Source organism: Streptomyces sp. KMM 9044 (genome assembly GCF_024701375.2).
Taxonomy (GTDB): Bacteria; Actinomycetota; Actinomycetes; order Streptomycetales; family Streptomycetaceae; genus Streptomyces.
Map to the genome: position 1 here is coordinate 4,859,304 of NZ_CP113910.1, position 14,638 is coordinate 4,873,941.

Here is a 14,638-nt window from a genome sequence, read left to right on the forward strand (position 1 = left end):
CAGGGAGACCCTCATGCCGCACGTCAACATCAAGCACTTCCCCACCCCGGTCGGAGAGGAGCAGTCGGCCCGCCTGGTCGCCGCGATCACCGCGGCGCTGATGGAGAACCTCGGCTGTACCGAGGACGCCGTGTCGATCGCCCTGGAGCCCGTCGACCCCTCCGAGTGGAACGAGCGCGTCTACCGCCCGGAGGTGATGGAGCGGCGCGAACTGCTCCACAAGCTGCCGAACTACTGAAGCGCGGGCCGGGACGCCCCGCGCCGCCGGGGCGTCCCGGCCCGCGCAGGGCGTTTCCCACCGGGGCGTTGCCTTCACGGGCAGGGGGCGGCCACGCTGCCCGCCCCCTGCCCGTGGCCGTGCTCAGATCCCCTTGCGGAACGCCTCGGCGGTCGCCAGGAAGAGGTCGTTGCCCCGCGCCTCACCGATCGAGACGCGTACGCCCTCGCCCGCGAACGGGCGGACCACTACGCCGGCCTCGGCGCAGGCGGCGGCGAAGTCAAGGGTGTGCCCGTCGAGCCGCAGCCAGACGAAGTTGGCCTCGGAGTCGGCGACCGTCCAGTCCTGGGCGCGCAGCGCGGCGGTGACCCGGGCGCGCTCGCCGACCAGCGTCTCCACCCGCTCCAGCAGTGCGTCCTCGGCGCGCAGCGAGGCGATTGCGGCGTCCTGCGCGAGCTGGCTGACACCGAACGGCACCGCCGTCTTGCGCAGTGCCGCGGCCACCGGCTCGGGCGCGATCGCGAAGCCGACCCGCAGGCCGGCCAGGCCGTATGCCTTGGAGAAGGTGCGCAGTACACAGACGTTGGGGCGATCGCGGTACAGCGCGATGCCGTCGGGCACGTCCGTGTCGCGGACGAACTCGCGGTACGCCTCGTCCAGGACGATCAGGACGCGCGTGGGGACGGCGTCCAGGAAGCGGGCCAGCTCGTCGCGGCGCAGGGCGGCACCGGTCGGGTTGTTGGGGCTGCAGACGAAGATCAGCCGGGTGCGGTCGGTGATCGCGGCGAGCATCGCGTCGAGGTCGTGGGACCCGTCGGCGGTGAGCGGGACGAAGACGGGGGTGGCGCCGGAGATCCGGGTAATGACGGGGTACGCCTCGAACGAGCGCCAGGCGAACAGGACCTCGTCGCCCTCGCCGGCCGTGGAGAGCACCAGGGACTGGGCGACACCGACCGAGCCGGGGCCGGTGGCGATGTGCTCGGCGGGAACGCCGAAGTGCTGCGCGAGTTCGGTGGTGAGCGCGCCGACGGCCATGTCGGGGTAGCGGTTGAGGTCGCCCGCCGCGGCCACCACGGTCTCCAGGACGCCGGGCAGCGGCGGGTAGGGGTTCTCATTGGCGGACAGGACGAAGGGGACGGCGTGGTCCGGCTTTCCGGGGCGGTGGGCGGAAAGGGCATCCAGGTTCGGCCGCAGACGAGGGCCGTGCTGACGTTCGGTCACAGGGTTCGTGCCTTTCTCGGTGGGGCGGTGCGGGGCCGTCGGGGCGGTCAGCCCTGTGCTGCCGGTCCTGTACCTGTACTGTCGGCGCCGTCCGGCCGCCGGGCGAGGGCACGGTCGACGAGCAGCCCCGCGGCCCCGGTGCAGCCGTTGGGGTCCAGCAGGCCGACAAGTTCACCGTCGGCGAACACACCCTTCAGCTCGGGCAGCCCGGTGAGGATCTCGGCCAGCGGGCGGCCCTCGCGATCGGCCAGGACGGAAGCCCGGGTGAGGCACTGGCGGGCGGTCGTCCTGCCGATCCGGGGAGCGAGGACGGCGGCAATCCGCTCCGTGACAATCTGACTGCCAGTCAGGTCAAGGTTGGCGCGCATCCGTTCCGGTCGGACGGTCAGGCCCTCGGCCAGCTCCACCGCGGTGTGGGCGGCGCCACCCGCCAACCGGAGGCACTCGCGCAGCAACAGCCACTCGGCGTGCCATGCACCCCCGGACCGCTCGTCCTCGGTGGTCAGGCACTGGGTCAGGCCGGCCGCCAGCACCGGCACCTGCAGCGCGGCAGAGCGGATCAGCGTCGCCAGCACGGGATTGCGCTTGTGCGGCATGGCGGACGAGACCCCACGGCCGGCCGGGGCGGGTTCGGAGGCCTCCCCGACCTCGGTGCGGGCCAGGACCTGGACATCCACGGCGAGTTTCCCGAGGGCCGCCGCGGTGTGGGACAGCGCGGCGGCCAGGTCGGCGATCGGGGTACGCAGCGCGTGCCACGGAAGGACGGGCCGGGCCAGCCCGGTCTCCTCCGCGTAGGCCGCGGTGAGCCGGTCGAGGTAGTCACCGAGCCCATGGTCGGGGACGCCGCCGTCGACCTTCGCGTACTCCAGGTATCCGGCCAGCGTGCCGGCGGCGCCGCCGAGCGCCACCGGCAGTCCGTGGACCAGGATCCGCCGCAGCCGTTCGGCGGACTCCAGCACCAGCTGGCGCCAGCCCGCCGCCTTGAGACCGAAGGTCGTGGGCACGGCGTGCAGGGTGAGGGTGCGGCCGGCCATCGGAGTGTCGCGGTGCTCCAGGGCGAGGCCGGCCAGGGCGTCGGCCGTGCGGTGCAGGTCGGCGAGGAGGACCGGCAGAACCCGGGCGACCACCAGCATGGTCCCGGTGTCGAGGATGTCCTGGCTGGTGGACCCGCGGTGGACGTACTCGGCGGCGGCCGGGTCGTCGGCGGCGACGACGGCGGTCAACGCCTGGACCAGGCCGACCACCGGGTTGGCGGTCTCCCGGGCGGCCAGAGCCAGTGCCCGGGCGTCCAGCCGTTCGGCGCGCGCGGCGCAGCTGATCGCCGTGGCGGCCGTCGCGGGCAGCGTCCCCAGCCTGGCCTGGGCCCTGGCCAGGGCCGCTTCGGCGTCGAGCATCGCCTGGAGCCACGCCCGGTCCCCGGTGGCCGCTTCCACCGGTGTGCCGGCCCGCACCGGGGAGAGCAGTCCCGTGTCGGCGTCGCAGCCGTTCATACCCCTGCCTCCCCGGTACCCGTGTGAGTGTCGTCGGCCAGCAGGGTCAGTACGGCGGCGGCGATCGTGTCGGAGTCCTCGACGGTGACCGAGCCGACGCCCGGCCGGATGCCGGCCGCGGTGACCCAGTGCACCGATTCGGTCGGCACACCGTGCACGAACCGGCGCAGATGGGGGCGGCCCTCGGCGTCGAGCGGGTGGTGCGGCCGGCCGGAGACCGCGACGGCGCCGGTCTCGTACTCCCTGCCGCATTCACCGGGGATCCGGTAGGGCGCGTACTGGCCGGTCGTCAGCAGGTGGCGCATCAGCCGGTCGTCGGTACGGCGCAGGTCCGGTTCGGGCAGCCGGGCCTCGACCAGTGCGCCGGCCCGACGCCGAAGGTCCGGTATCCGACGGGAACGCACTTCGAAAGCGGCCCCGCCGTCCGTGACCGCTTCGACGGTCATGCCGGGGCCGACGATCTCGACCGTTCCGGCCTCGACGAGGGCGAGGAGTTCCTCGATCCTGGAGACGGGCGGGCCGATCGACAGGAAGGCGTTGAGCGGGGTGTACCAGTGCTCCAGCTCGTCCCGGTGGGAGTTCGCCTCCAGCCCACTGTGGTCGACCGCCAGGCGGATTTCGTTGCGCAGGTCGCGTAGCACGTCGAGGGCCGCCTTGAGCGGACCGCTGACGTTGCCCGCCCTGGCCTCGACGACGTCCTGGCGCAGGTAGGCCAGCAGCCAGGTGCGGAAGTCCTCCGCCGTGGCGAACTCCTGGTCCCCGTACGGCTCGGTGATGCGGTCCCAGTCCCAGCGCTCGGCGGGGGAGACCCCCACCGCGTCGAGCAGACGGACCTTGTCCTCCGCCGAGTCGCCGGTGTACAGGAAGCGGTCGGTGAAGGCCGCCAGTTCGGCCGCTTCGACCCGGTCGGCCAGCAGGGCGGCGTAGTACACGCGCTCCACCTCCGCGGTGATCAGGGGCCACAGGTGGGTGCCGAACCGGATCCACTCCCCCTCGTCGGCCAGCGCACGCAGCTCGTCCGCCTTCTCCGCCGTCAGCAGCCTCGGCTGGTACCGGCCGTAGGCGCCCTTCTCGTTCTCGCCGCGGGCGTGGTACGGAACGCCGCGCCGGGATCCGGCGAGGACGCGTGGCTCCTGCCCGGAGGGGTGGTAGACCAGCCGCTCGTCCACCCGCTCGAACGAGCCGCCCCTCCCGACGGTCAGCAGGGCCATGTGGTCGAAGAAGTTGAGACCGAGGCCGCGCAGCACGACGCTCTCACCCGGGCCGATCCCGGAGTGATCCGTGTCGGCCGGGTTGGCGGGACCGAGGTACACCAGGCCGTGCTCGGCCGCGAAAGCGCCGAACCGCCGCTCCTCGGCAGTGGCCCGAACCGGTACATGGCCCTGGGCCAGCACCACCGCGTCCAGGCCGGACAACCGGGTGCCGTCGGCCAGCAGCAGTCTCTGGCGTCCGTCGTGCCCGCCGGACTCGTAGTCCAGCGCGACCGCGAGCTCCTGGTGGACCCGGACCTCCAGGTGCGCCGGCGCCTCCGCGACCAGCGTCCGGAACACCCAGCCCAGATAGTGCCCGTAGAAGGCGCGGCTGGGGTAGGTGTCCGGGCCGAGGCGGCGGGCCTCCCCGAGGGCGTCCTCGCCCCCGTCTCCGGGAACGGGGATCGCGCCGGCCGCCACGTCCCGGGCCCATTCATAGAGGCTGGGCCCGTCCTCGACCGGTCCCACCAGGTTCACGCTGGAGTCGGCGAACACGGTGACCTGGGAGGTCACCGTGTTCATCAGTAGTTCTCGGGACTGGTCGGTGCGCCACACGCGGCCGGGTCCCGGTGGGTACGGGTCGACGACGTGGACCGTGATGTGGCTCGTGGACGGGGACTTCCGCTCCTGGGCGATCAGGCGTTCGAGGACCGAGAGTCCGCGGGGGCCGGCCCCGACGAGGGCTATGGCTGAGGTACTGCTCTTCACGAGTGTTCTCCGCTCGACGATGGAGGGGGAGAGGGGATGATCGGAACCGGTCCGGTGGGACGGCCGTGCGGCCACCGGGCACGGAGCGGTCGGCGCCGCACGTGGGCGACCGCGCCCTGACGCCGCTGATCAGCAGGTCAGGTCGAGGGAACGCCAGGGCATCGGCGGACCGGGAGGGGAAGGCCGAGAGGGGGGTGGGGGAGCGCGGCCGCGATGTCGCGGCCTTCGCCGAAACGCCTCTGCGGGCCGCGGCTCACAAAGGCACCGGGTACGGGATGCGCCTTCGGGACACCGCCGGCACGCCGGCGCACACTCCGGCCCGACCATGGAGGCGGGCGGTCGACGGCGTCGTGCCCGACGGAGCGGGCCGGTGCCCGGGAAGCGACCGGCCGCCCCTCGCACGGGCCGAAGCCACCGGCCTGTGCTGGAACCGGACCTACCGCAGAGGGCCGGGGACGAGGTTCTGGATCACGTCCGCGCAGACGGAACACGCTTCCGCACCACGTGCCGAAGCCCTCAGCGTGACAGCATCGGCCGCTGCGGCGATACCGCGCAGACTGCGGCCGGACTCCTGGAGAGCCATCGGTTTCCCCCAGTGGAAAGATCTGATGTCGCTGTCATTCGTGGAAGGTTGGGCAAGGACGCTCGGCAGGCCGGAAATCTGCCTTTGAAACCTCTGGCAGCAACTATGCGAACGCTCCGCCGCCTCGGACAAGGCAGCCAATCCCTCGGATAGGCGCACTTCCGGGAAGTGAGGGATGTAAAGAGTGATGGAAGGGTGTGAATCGGGCGGAACCGTCGAGGGGTCGCAGGGCCTCCGAACCGTCCCCCAGCGGGTAGTGCAGGGCCGGCTCGGAGGCGGGCCCCAGGGCGACGGGCCGTACCTCGACGGGCGGGCGGCGGGCATGGGGGAGGCCGATGCCCGCACGTCGCGCGCGCCCAGGGTGAAGGCGACCGGTACGGGAGGGGCATGGAGCACGGGCGCCGTCGTGAGGTCGCGGGAGGCGCGTCGCACCGAGGCGAGCATCGTCGTCAGGCCGTGTTCCACGACGAGGGTCTCGGCGAGGGGCCCGATCGCCTCCAGGGGCGGTTCCTCGCCCTGCCCGTACCCGAGGGTGAGTGTCACGTCCTGCTCGATCCCGGCGGTCGTGCGCGTCACCCGGATCCACGCCAGCGCGGGCCGGCCGGGGTGCCCCGTCACGAGCAGGTGGGTGGGCTCGAGGGCCCGGTCACGGGCCAGATCGGTCAGCCGGCGCGGCGACCAGGGCAGGTTGACGGGTTCCGCGGTGCCCCAGCCGGCCGGGGCCGAGCCGGTGAGCGCGCGCCAGGCCGTCTCGAGCGCCTCGCCCAGCACGGTGTCCTCGTGCGCGGGGAGCGTCGCGCCTGCCTCGGGCCCGGCCGCGTACAGGCCGGCCAGCAGGGCCCAGGCGTCCGGCATCGTCGGGTGAGGGTGATGACGTTCTTGGTCACGAGGCTCCCTCCTCGCCGGTTCCGGCCAGCGCGGTCTGGACGAGCCGGTGGCCCGCGCTCGCCCCGGCCGAGGGCCGGGAAAGTTTTTCGCGAGGACCGTACAACCCTCCCCGCACCCCGCGGGTCGTACTTGCTGTCGGGACTTCTGCGGGGAGACCCGGGAGGATCCGAGATGTTCTGACGGGGGAGGGAACGAGGGGGCCCGGCCATGTGCCGGGCCCCCTCGAAGTTTCTCCGCGTCGAGGGGGATTCCTGAGAACGGCTCTGCCCGCCGAGTCGGATGTCAGTGGCGGCTGGCAGCGTGGATCATGAACCGGATCATCTCGTACAGCACAGCCGACAAGGCCGATGTCCTGGGCTTCCCCGGAGCCGCCGGAAACCTCACGTCCGACCGGCAGCGCATCCTCGGCGGGGTGCGCGACAGGGCGCGGAGAAGCCGGCTGGAACTCGACCGCCAGGGCATCGACTGGGGTCTGTCGGTCCCTGACGCCCTCGAACACCTCCTGGCCGGTCACGCGAGTTCGAACGCGGAGTACGCGGCCGGCGCCTACCACCGTGCTCTCCAGCACATCATCGACTGCAACGCGTCCGATCCCTTCGAGCCGGGCGTGTACTCCAAGCCGTCCACCTTCTTCGGCCTCGTCGACGAAGAACTGCGCCGCCTGGGCGTGAGCGCTGATCTGCTGCTGCACGAGCACCTGTTCTCGGGGCCACCGAAGGAGATCCCCTTCCCCATCCCCCACCCCGTGGACGGCCCGCACATCGGCATACTTCCGTTGGCCAAGGCCAAGGCCAAGGCCAAGGCCAAGGCCAAGGCCAAGGCCAAGGCCAAGGCCGCCGCCGACGCCTACCGTGCCGTACTGGACCGCATGGAAGAGGGATTCCGGTACGACGTCCAAGAACTCGTCGAGAAGCTCGAGACCGAGCACAACGAACGGGAGTACGCGACGCAGAACATCGACTGGTACACCCAGGACACCCTCTTCCTCTCCATCACCGGATGACCGATCCAGAGGCGACACCCGTCATCACCATCGAGGGCGATGACAGGGCGCGAGCGTCACGGAAGTGCCGACGGATCCTTGCGGGCCGTCCCTCAGAAGAACACCCCGCACCGCAGCAGCACGTTCGCGTACGGCCGTGCCTCGCCGGTGCGGACGACGAGCCGGGCGCCGGCGGTCAGTTCCTTGAGGCGTTCGTGCGGGACCAGGTCCAGGGCGGGGAAGTGGCCCGCCAGCAGGTCCGCGGCCTCGGGGTTGGCCCGGCGGATCTCGGTGGCGGCCGTCGCGCCCTCGACCACCAGCTCGGCCAGCAGCCCCTCCAGGACCTCCGCGAAGGACGGCACCCCGGCCCGGAACGCCAGGTCCACCACGCGCGGCCCGTCCGGGATCGGCATGCCCGCGTCGCACACCAGCACCCGGTCCGTGTGGCCCAGTCCGGCCAGCGCGCCGCACAGGTGCCGGTTCAGGATTCCGCCCTTCCTCACAGCGCCGCGACCTCCTCGGCCGTCGGGAAGGACGCCTGCGCGCCCTCCCGGGTGACCGTCACCGCCCCCACCCGGGCCGCGTAGGCCGCCGCCTGGGCCAGGGACTCGCCCAGGCCCAGCCGCCAGGCCAGCGCGGCGGTGAAGGAGTCGCCCGCACCCGTGGTGTCCACGGCCCGGACCTTCACGGAGGGGATGCGGGAGACCCCGTCGGACGAGGCCACCAGCGCGCCCTCGCCGCCCAGCGTCACCACCACCGAGCGGGGGCCCTTCGCGAGCAGCAGCCGCGCCCAGTCCTCGGGCTCCTCACCGGCACGGGCCGCCTCGCCGAGGATCACCTTCGCCTCGTGCTCGTTGACGATCAACGGGTCGCAGGCCGCCAGCACCTCGCCCGGCAGGGGCCGCGGCGGTGACGGGTTCAGTACCAGCCTGCTGTCCGGCGCCAGCGAACGCGCCACCTCCACCACCGTCTCCAGCGGGATCTCCAACTGGGTGGAGACCACCTTGGCGGCGTGGAAGAGGCTCCCGGCGGCGCGTACGTCGTCGGGCGTCAGCCGGCCGTTGGCGCCCGGCGAGACGACGATGCTGTTGTCCCCGGACGGGTCCACCGTGATCAGCGCGACGCCGGTGGGCGCCCCGCCCGCCACCACGCCGACCGTGTCGACCCCGGCCTCCCGCTGCGAGTCCAGCAGGAGCCGCCCGTGGGCGTCGTCGCCGACCCGGGCCAGCAGGGCCGTCCGGGCGCCGAGCCGGGCGGCGGCGACCGCCTGGTTGGCGCCCTTGCCGCCCGGGTGGACGACCAGGTCGGAGCCGAGCACCGTCTCCCCGGCGTCCGGCCGGCGTTCGACGCCGATCACCAGGTCGGCGTTGGCCGACCCCACGACCAGCAGGTCGTAGTCGTACATGGAAGGGCTCCCCACGTGGTCGTCATGTCGTCATACAGTCGCCGCACAGCCGCACAGCCGCACAGCCGCACAGCCATACGGTCGTCGCGCGGTCGCGCAGTCGCGCAGTCGTACGGTCGCCGGGGGCGGCCGGTCGTGACGACCGACCGCCCCCGGTTCTGATCCCTCGTCGGCGTCGGCCGCTGAACCCGGCCACGTTCTCCTTCGTGACCACCTTCACCGGAACCGTCACCGTCTCGTCGATCTTCCTGCCCTCGGCGGCGCGCAGCGCGTTGTCCACCGCGATCCTGCCCAGTTCGCGCGGCTGCTGCGCGACGGACGCGTACAGCGTGCCCTCCTCGACCGTCTTGAGCCCGTCCGGCGTGCGGTCGAAGCCGACGACCTGGACCGACTTCCCGGCGCTGAAACCGAACGCCCCGGCGCCCTGTCACACCCCACCGGTACCGTCGGACCATGTCCAACCAGTCCGCAGCGGCCCCCGGGGATCGGCGTCTCGCCACTCTCGAAGGTGTGCTGGAGCGCATCACGTACTCCAACGAGGAGAACGGCTACACGGTCGCCCGCGTCGACACCGGCAGAGGCGCCGGCGACCTGCTCACGGTCGTCGGGGCGCTGCTCGGTGCGCAGGTCGGGGAGTCACTGCGGATGGAGGGCCGCTGGGGGTCGCACCCGCAGTACGGGAAGCAGTTCCACGTCGAGAACTACACGACACTGCTCCCGGCCACCGTCCAGGGCATCCGGCGCTACCTCGGTTCCGGGCTGGTCAAGGGCATCGGGCCGGTCTTCGCCGACCGCATCACGCAGCACTTCGGCCTGGACACCCTGACCGTCATCGAGGAGGAGCCCAAGCGGCTCATCGAGGTTCCCGGCCTCGGGCCCAAGCGGACCAGGAAGATCGCCGACGCCTGGGAGGAGCAGAAGGCGATCAAGGAGGTCATGCTCTTCCTCCAGACCGTCGAGGTGTCGACGTCGATCGCGGTCCGGATCTACAAGAAGTACGGGGACGCCTCGATCTCCGTCGTGAAGAACCAGCCGTACCGGCTGGCGTCCGACGTCTGGGGCATCGGCTTCCTCACCGCCGACAAGATCGCCCAGTCCGTCGGCATCCCGCACGACAGCCCCGACAGGGCCAAGGCGGGCCTGCAGTACGCGCTGTCGCAGGCCACCGACCAGGGCCACTGCTATCTGCCCGAGGAGAAGCTGATCGCCGACGCGGTGAAGCTGCTCCAGGTGGACACCGGGCTCGTCATCGAGTGCCTCGCCGAGCTGGCCGCCGAGCCGGAGGAGGGCGAGGACCCCGGAGTCGTGCGGGAGAAGATCCCCGATCCGGAGGGCGGCGACCCGGTCACCGCCGTCTATCTCGTCCCCTTCCACCGTGCCGAACTGGCCCTCTCCGCCCAGCTGCTGCGCCTCCTGCGCACCGGGGAGGACCGGATGCCGGGCTTCCGGGACGTGGCCTGGGACAAGGCGCTGACCTGGCTGAAGGGGCGAACCGGGGCCGACCTCGCTCCCGAGCAGGAGGCCGCCGTGAAGCTGGCACTCACCGAGAAGGTCGCGGTCCTCACCGGCGGCCCCGGCTGCGGCAAGTCCTTCACCGTCCGCTCGATCGTGGAGCTGGCCCGCGCCAGGAAGGCCAAGGTGGTGCTCGCGGCCCCGACCGGCCGTGCCGCCAAGCGCCTGGCCGAGCTGACCGGCGCCGAGGCCTCCACCGTCCACCGCCTGCTGGAGCTCAAGCCCGGGGGCGACGCGGCCTACGACCGGGACCGTCCGCTGGACGCCGACCTGGTGGTGGTCGACGAGGCGTCCATGCTGGACCTGCTCCTGGCCAACAAGCTGGTCAAGGCCGTGGCCCCCGGCGCCCACCTCCTCTTCGTCGGCGACGTCGACCAGTTGCCCAGTGTCGGCGCGGGCGAAGTACTCCGGGACCTGCTGGCCGACGGAAGTCCCGTCCCCGCCGTCCGCCTCACCCGCGTCTTCCGCCAGGCCCAGCAGTCGGGCGTGGTGACCAACGCGCACCGGATCAACGCCGGACAGCACCCGCTCACCGACGGCATGAAGGACTTCTTCCTCTTCGTCGAGGACGACACGGAGGAGGCGGGCCGGCTCACCGTGGACGTGGCGGCCCGGCGCATCCCGGCGAAGTTCGGGCTCGACCCGCGCCGTGACGTCCAGGTCCTGGCCCCCATGCACCGCGGCCCGGCCGGCGCCGGCACGCTGAACGGTCTGCTCCAGCAGGCCGTCACCCCGGGCCGCCCCGACCTGCCCGAGAAGCGGTTCGGCGGCCGGGTCTTCCGCGTCGGCGACAAGGTCACCCAGATCCGCAACAACTACGAGAAGGGTGAGAACGGGGTCTTCAACGGCACCGTCGGCGTGGTCACCTCACTCGACCCGGTCGACCAGCGGCTGACGGTGCTGACGGACGAGGACGAGGAGGTGCCGTACGAGTTCGACGAGCTGGACGAGCTGGCCCACGCCTACGCGGTGACCATCCACCGCTCCCAGGGCAGCGAGTACCCGGCCGTCGTCATCCCGGTGACCACGGGGGCCTGGATGATGCTGCAGCGCAACCTGCTCTACACGGCGGTCACCCGCGCCAAACGGCTGGTCGTCCTCGTCGGCTCCCGCAGGGCGATCGGACAGGCGGTGCGCACGGTCTCGGCCGGCAGGCGCTGTACGGCGCTCGACTTCCGGCTCGCGGGCGCCTGAACCGTCGTTGTCGCGGCCCTTCGTCCCCGCCCCGGAAGAAAAATGATCGATCAAACGAGTCGGGAACGTCACAGAGGCCTTCCGGAAGGGGAACGCAAGAGGCAGGATGAGCAAGTTGGCGGCACTCAGTGCCGCCGATAGGCCCGATGGTCGACCCCGAGTGCACTCTCCTGAGCCAAGTGGGGGATGGTAGAGACAGTCAGGGCACCTCGAAGATGAGGCACTACGTCGGTGAGGGAAGACGTGAGCGACAACTCTGTAGTACTGCGGTACGGCGACGGCGAGTACACCTACCCGGTGGTCGACAGCACGGTCGGTGACAAGGGCTTCGACATCGGGAAGCTCCGTGCCAACACCGGCCTGGTGACGCTGGACAGCGGCTACGGCAACACCGCCGCATACAAATCCGCGATCACGTACCTGGACGGCGAGGGAGGCATCCTCCGTTACCGCGGGTACCCCATCGAGCAGCTGGCCGAGCGCTCCTCCTTCCTGGAGGTCGCCTACCTGCTGATCAACGGCGAGCTGCCGACCGTCGACGAGCTCACCGGGTTCCAGACCGAGATCACGCAGCACACCCTGCTGCACGAGGACGTCAAGAACTTCTACCGCGGCTTCCCGCGCGACGCCCATCCGATGGCCATGCTGTCGTCGGTCGTCTCGGCGCTGTCGACGTTCTACCAGGACAGCCACAACCCGTTCGACGAGCGTCAGCGCAACCTCTCCACGATCCGGCTGCTCGCCAAGCTTCCGACGATCGCGGCCTACGCGTACAAGAAGTCGATCGGTCACCCGTTCGTCTACCCGCGCAACGACCTCGGCTACGTCGAGAACTTCCTGCGCATGACGTTCTCCGTGCCGGCCCAGGAGTACGACCTCGACCCGGTCGTCGTCTCGGCCCTGGACAAGCTGCTCATCCTGCACGCGGACCACGAGCAGAACTGCTCGACCTCCACGGTGCGCCTGGTGGGCTCCTCGCAGGCGAACATGTTCGCCTCGATCTCCGCCGGCATCTCCGCCCTGTGGGGCCCGCTGCACGGTGGCGCCAACCAGTCGGTGCTGGAGATGCTCGAGGGCATCCAGGCCGAGGGCGGCGACGTCGACTCCTTCATCCGCAAGGTGAAGAACAAGGAGGACGGCGTCCGCCTGATGGGCTTCGGCCACCGGGTCTACAAGAACTTCGACCCGCGCGCCAAGATCATCAAGGCCGCCGCGCACGACGTGCTGTCCGCCCTCGGCAAGTCCGACGAGTTGCTGGACATCGCGCTCAAGCTGGAGGAGCACGCGCTCTCCGACGACTACTTCGTCTCGCGCAGCCTCTACCCGAACGTGGACTTCTACACCGGCCTGATCTACCGGGCCATGGGCTTCCCGACCGAGATGTTCACGGTCCTGTTCGCCCTCGGCCGCCTGCCGGGCTGGATCGCCCAGTGGCACGAGATGATCAAGGAGCCGGGATCCCGCATCGGCCGCCCGCGCCAGATCTACACGGGCGTGGTGGAGCGCGACTTCATTCCGGTCGAGGAACGCTGACCGAACACGCGAGCCGCGACACGGGTACCACGACGGATGGCACGCCCACCTCATCCCGAGGGGCGTGCCATCCGTCGTCGGTTCGTCTTCGGCCGGCCGGGCCGGGGCCGGCCGGTGTGCCGGCGCGTGCCTCGTCGAAAAGGAGAAGGCGCCCTGCGCCGGTCCCCCCACGGGCCGACGTCAGAGCGCCTTCCCGTGTCCCGGTGCGGATTCCCCCCACGGGATCCGGCCGGGCGTCTGTGAAGATCAGCGCCTGAATCGCTGTCGGGCGAGCACGGTGAGCGGAGCTCACGGCACTCGTGCGGTCTGCCGGGACGCGCACCGTCGGGAGGGCCGCTCAAAGCTCTCCGATGTACGTGCCCCGGCAACGCAGCTCCGGGAAAGTCCCCCAAGACATTCCCAGATGCCGGGTCGCGCCCCCCAAGACGCTTCCCGACATCGCCAACTTAGACCTTCGAACCCCTTCGATGGCTACGTTCACGTCACTGTGATCTGCGTCTCTTGCATGTGCCTGTTAGGTGCGCAAGGGCCCTGAATTGCCGATGCGCCCCAAGTGTAAGGAAGATGCGCGAGTCTTGTGAAGAGCTTATGTGAAATGTCGTACCGGACTCCAGGGGGTGAGGTCAGCTGAGACCTCAATGAAACGAACGCAGTCGCAGGCTGTGGGAGGCGACGGAGCCGGAGAGGGGCGTGGCGGCGTTCCCGGCGCGCTGCCCGCGACGGCCTCAGGCGGGGCCGACGAGCTCGAAGCCGGCCTCGTCGACGGCGGCGCGGACGGCCTCCTCGTCGAGCGGGGCGGTGGAGACGACGGTGACCTCGCCGGTGGCGGCGGCGGCCTTCACCGAGTCGACCCCGGGGATCTCGGAGATCTCGCCGGAGACGGCGCCTTCGCAGTGGCCGCAGCTCATGCCGTTCACCTGGTAGACGGCGGTGACGGATCCCTGGGTGCCGGTCTGGGCGGTCATGTCGTTGCTCCTCGCTGAGGCGTATGGGGTCGAGGGGTCCACGGGGGCCGGGGCCTCCACGCCCAGACTATACCCCTAGGGGGTATTAATCCGCGACCGGCGGGCCGAGGCGGCGGAACGGGACGTCCTCCGGCGCCTGGGTGGGGGCCTCACGCCCGGCGCCCTCCTGGGCGAGGATCGGTTCCAGTCCGCCCTCGTGGACGTTCTGCCCGGGGAACGGCGCCCTGCGGGTGCGGAGCCCCGTGGCGTGCCGGGCGTGACGGAAGAGCCGCGTACGGGGGGCATGCGTGGCACGAGAGGGGCGTCTGTGGCGTAAGTGGCGTAAAGGTGCGTAGTGGTCCATCGGCGGGGCGAATTGACCTGCCCCGCCGACGGACTTCGCAGGCGCCACCCGTCCATGCCGGGTGCGTGAGTGCCCGTTCCGGGGGCGTACAGTCAAGATCTCGTCCGAATGTCCGGACAAAACATTGACAGGGCTTCACCTGCACGACTAGAAACCGGGGGAGAGCCGTGCGGGGACGACAACGACGAGCCACGAACGCCGCCGCCGGCCTCCGTACCCCGGGGCGCCCCTGGCAGCCCCGGTACCGATCGCCTCCGGCGCGGGCGGCGGCTTCGCTTTGGCAGGAGCGAAGTGCGTGCGACGACTCCCCGCCCGCCACGGCCCCGCGCCGGAGGTTTCCCGTCCGC

Annotated in this window: 11 protein-coding genes and 3 pseudogenes; 5 read left to right on the plus strand and 9 right to left on the minus strand. The window is 71.3% G+C overall.

Going from position 1 to position 14,638, the window contains the following annotated elements:
• Positions 1-13 precede the first annotated feature (13 nt).
• Positions 14-238: a tautomerase family protein gene (locus tag HUV60_RS21865; RefSeq protein ID WP_257848932.1), complete on the plus strand. Its 225-nt coding sequence runs from the start codon at positions 14-16 to the stop codon at positions 236-238.
• A gap of 123 nt (positions 239-361) precedes the next feature.
• On the opposite strand, the gene hisC is transcribed toward HUV60_RS21865, so the two are convergent.
• The 5 genes and pseudogenes from hisC to HUV60_RS21890 all read right to left on the minus strand — a co-directional run.
• Positions 362-1,438, minus strand: a complete 1,077-nt coding sequence (gene hisC, locus HUV60_RS21870; RefSeq protein WP_269441219.1) for a histidinol-phosphate transaminase — start codon at positions 1,436-1,438, stop codon at positions 362-364.
• Between the two features lie 47 nt (positions 1,439-1,485).
• Positions 1,486-2,928 carry a 3-carboxy-cis,cis-muconate cycloisomerase gene (gene pcaB, locus HUV60_RS21875; RefSeq protein WP_257848933.1) on the minus strand — a complete coding sequence of 481 codons (1,443 nt, stop codon included), beginning with the start codon at positions 2,926-2,928 and terminating at the stop codon, positions 1,486-1,488.
• Positions 2,925-4,886 (minus strand): FAD/NAD(P)-binding protein, encoded by a 1,962-nt coding sequence (locus HUV60_RS21880; protein ID WP_257848934.1) that lies wholly within the window; start codon positions 4,884-4,886, stop codon positions 2,925-2,927. The genes pcaB and HUV60_RS21880 overlap by 4 nt, the downstream gene beginning before the upstream one ends.
• A 686-nt stretch (positions 4,887-5,572) precedes the next feature.
• Complete coding sequence (locus HUV60_RS21885) at positions 5,573-5,806, minus strand: DUF6177 family protein (RefSeq protein WP_257850201.1); 234 nt, start codon at positions 5,804-5,806, stop codon at positions 5,573-5,575.
• Positions 5,791-6,324: pseudogene (locus tag HUV60_RS21890) on the minus strand (DUF6177 family protein); the annotation flags it as partial. The gene HUV60_RS21885 and the pseudogene HUV60_RS21890, both read right to left, overlap by 16 nt.
• A 340-nt stretch (positions 6,325-6,664) precedes the next feature.
• Between HUV60_RS21890 and HUV60_RS21895 the strand changes: the two are divergent.
• Positions 6,665-7,360: a DUF7691 family protein gene (locus HUV60_RS21895; protein ID WP_257848935.1), complete on the plus strand. Its 696-nt coding sequence runs from the start codon at positions 6,665-6,667 to the stop codon at positions 7,358-7,360.
• 92 nt (positions 7,361-7,452) lie between these two features.
• Here HUV60_RS21895 and rbsD read toward each other — a convergent pair whose 3' ends face one another.
• The 3 genes and pseudogenes from rbsD to HUV60_RS21910 form a co-directional block, all read right to left on the minus strand.
• Positions 7,453-7,842, minus strand: a complete 390-nt coding sequence (gene rbsD, locus HUV60_RS21900) for a D-ribose pyranase (RefSeq protein WP_257848936.1) — start codon at positions 7,840-7,842, stop codon at positions 7,453-7,455.
• Positions 7,839-8,744: a ribokinase gene (rbsK, locus tag HUV60_RS21905; RefSeq protein WP_257848937.1), complete on the minus strand. Its 906-nt coding sequence runs from the start codon at positions 8,742-8,744 to the stop codon at positions 7,839-7,841. Before rbsK ends, rbsD begins: the two co-directional genes overlap by 4 nt.
• A 178-nt stretch (positions 8,745-8,922) precedes the next feature.
• Positions 8,923-9,159 (minus strand): annotated as a pseudogene (locus HUV60_RS21910) (substrate-binding domain-containing protein); the annotation flags it as partial.
• 38 nt (positions 9,160-9,197) lie between these two features.
• Here HUV60_RS21910 and recD2 point away from each other — a divergent pair.
• Both recD2 and HUV60_RS21920 read left to right on the plus strand, forming a co-directional pair.
• On the plus strand, positions 9,198-11,450 hold the full coding sequence (recD2, locus tag HUV60_RS21915) for an SF1B family DNA helicase RecD2 (RefSeq protein ID WP_257848938.1): 2,253 nt from the start codon (positions 9,198-9,200) through the stop codon (positions 11,448-11,450).
• Positions 11,451-11,693: 243 nt separating this feature from the next.
• Positions 11,694-12,983, plus strand: coding sequence for a citrate synthase (locus HUV60_RS21920; protein ID WP_257848939.1), 1,290 nt, complete (start codon positions 11,694-11,696; stop codon positions 12,981-12,983).
• 725 nt (positions 12,984-13,708) lie between these two features.
• Here the strand turns inward: HUV60_RS21920 and HUV60_RS21925 are convergent.
• Positions 13,709-13,948: a heavy-metal-associated domain-containing protein gene (locus tag HUV60_RS21925; protein WP_257848940.1), complete on the minus strand. Its 240-nt coding sequence runs from the start codon at positions 13,946-13,948 to the stop codon at positions 13,709-13,711.
• Between the two features lie 584 nt (positions 13,949-14,532).
• Here HUV60_RS21925 and HUV60_RS21930 point away from each other — a divergent pair.
• A pseudogene (locus HUV60_RS21930) lies at positions 14,533-14,628 on the plus strand (5-deoxy-glucuronate isomerase); the annotation flags it as partial.
• Between the last annotated feature and the right edge of the window lie 10 nt (positions 14,629-14,638).

What these genes read in the sequence shown, in the direction of transcription:
- HUV60_RS21865 (WP_257848932.1), top strand. Translation starts at nt 14, where the DNA reads ATGCCGCACGTCAACATCAAGCACTTCCCCACCCCGGTCGGAGAGGAG.
- pcaB (WP_257848933.1), bottom strand. Translation starts at nt 2,928, where the DNA reads ATGAACGGCTGCGACGCCGACACGGGACTGCTCTCCCCGGTGCGGGCC.
- HUV60_RS21895 (WP_257848935.1), top strand. Translation starts at nt 6,665, where the DNA reads ATGAACCGGATCATCTCGTACAGCACAGCCGACAAGGCCGATGTCCTG.
- rbsK (WP_257848937.1), bottom strand. Translation starts at nt 8,744, where the DNA reads ATGTACGACTACGACCTGCTGGTCGTGGGGTCGGCCAACGCCGACCTG.
- recD2 (WP_257848938.1), top strand. Translation starts at nt 9,198, where the DNA reads ATGTCCAACCAGTCCGCAGCGGCCCCCGGGGATCGGCGTCTCGCCACT.
- HUV60_RS21925 (WP_257848940.1), bottom strand. Translation starts at nt 13,948, where the DNA reads ATGACCGCCCAGACCGGCACCCAGGGATCCGTCACCGCCGTCTACCAG.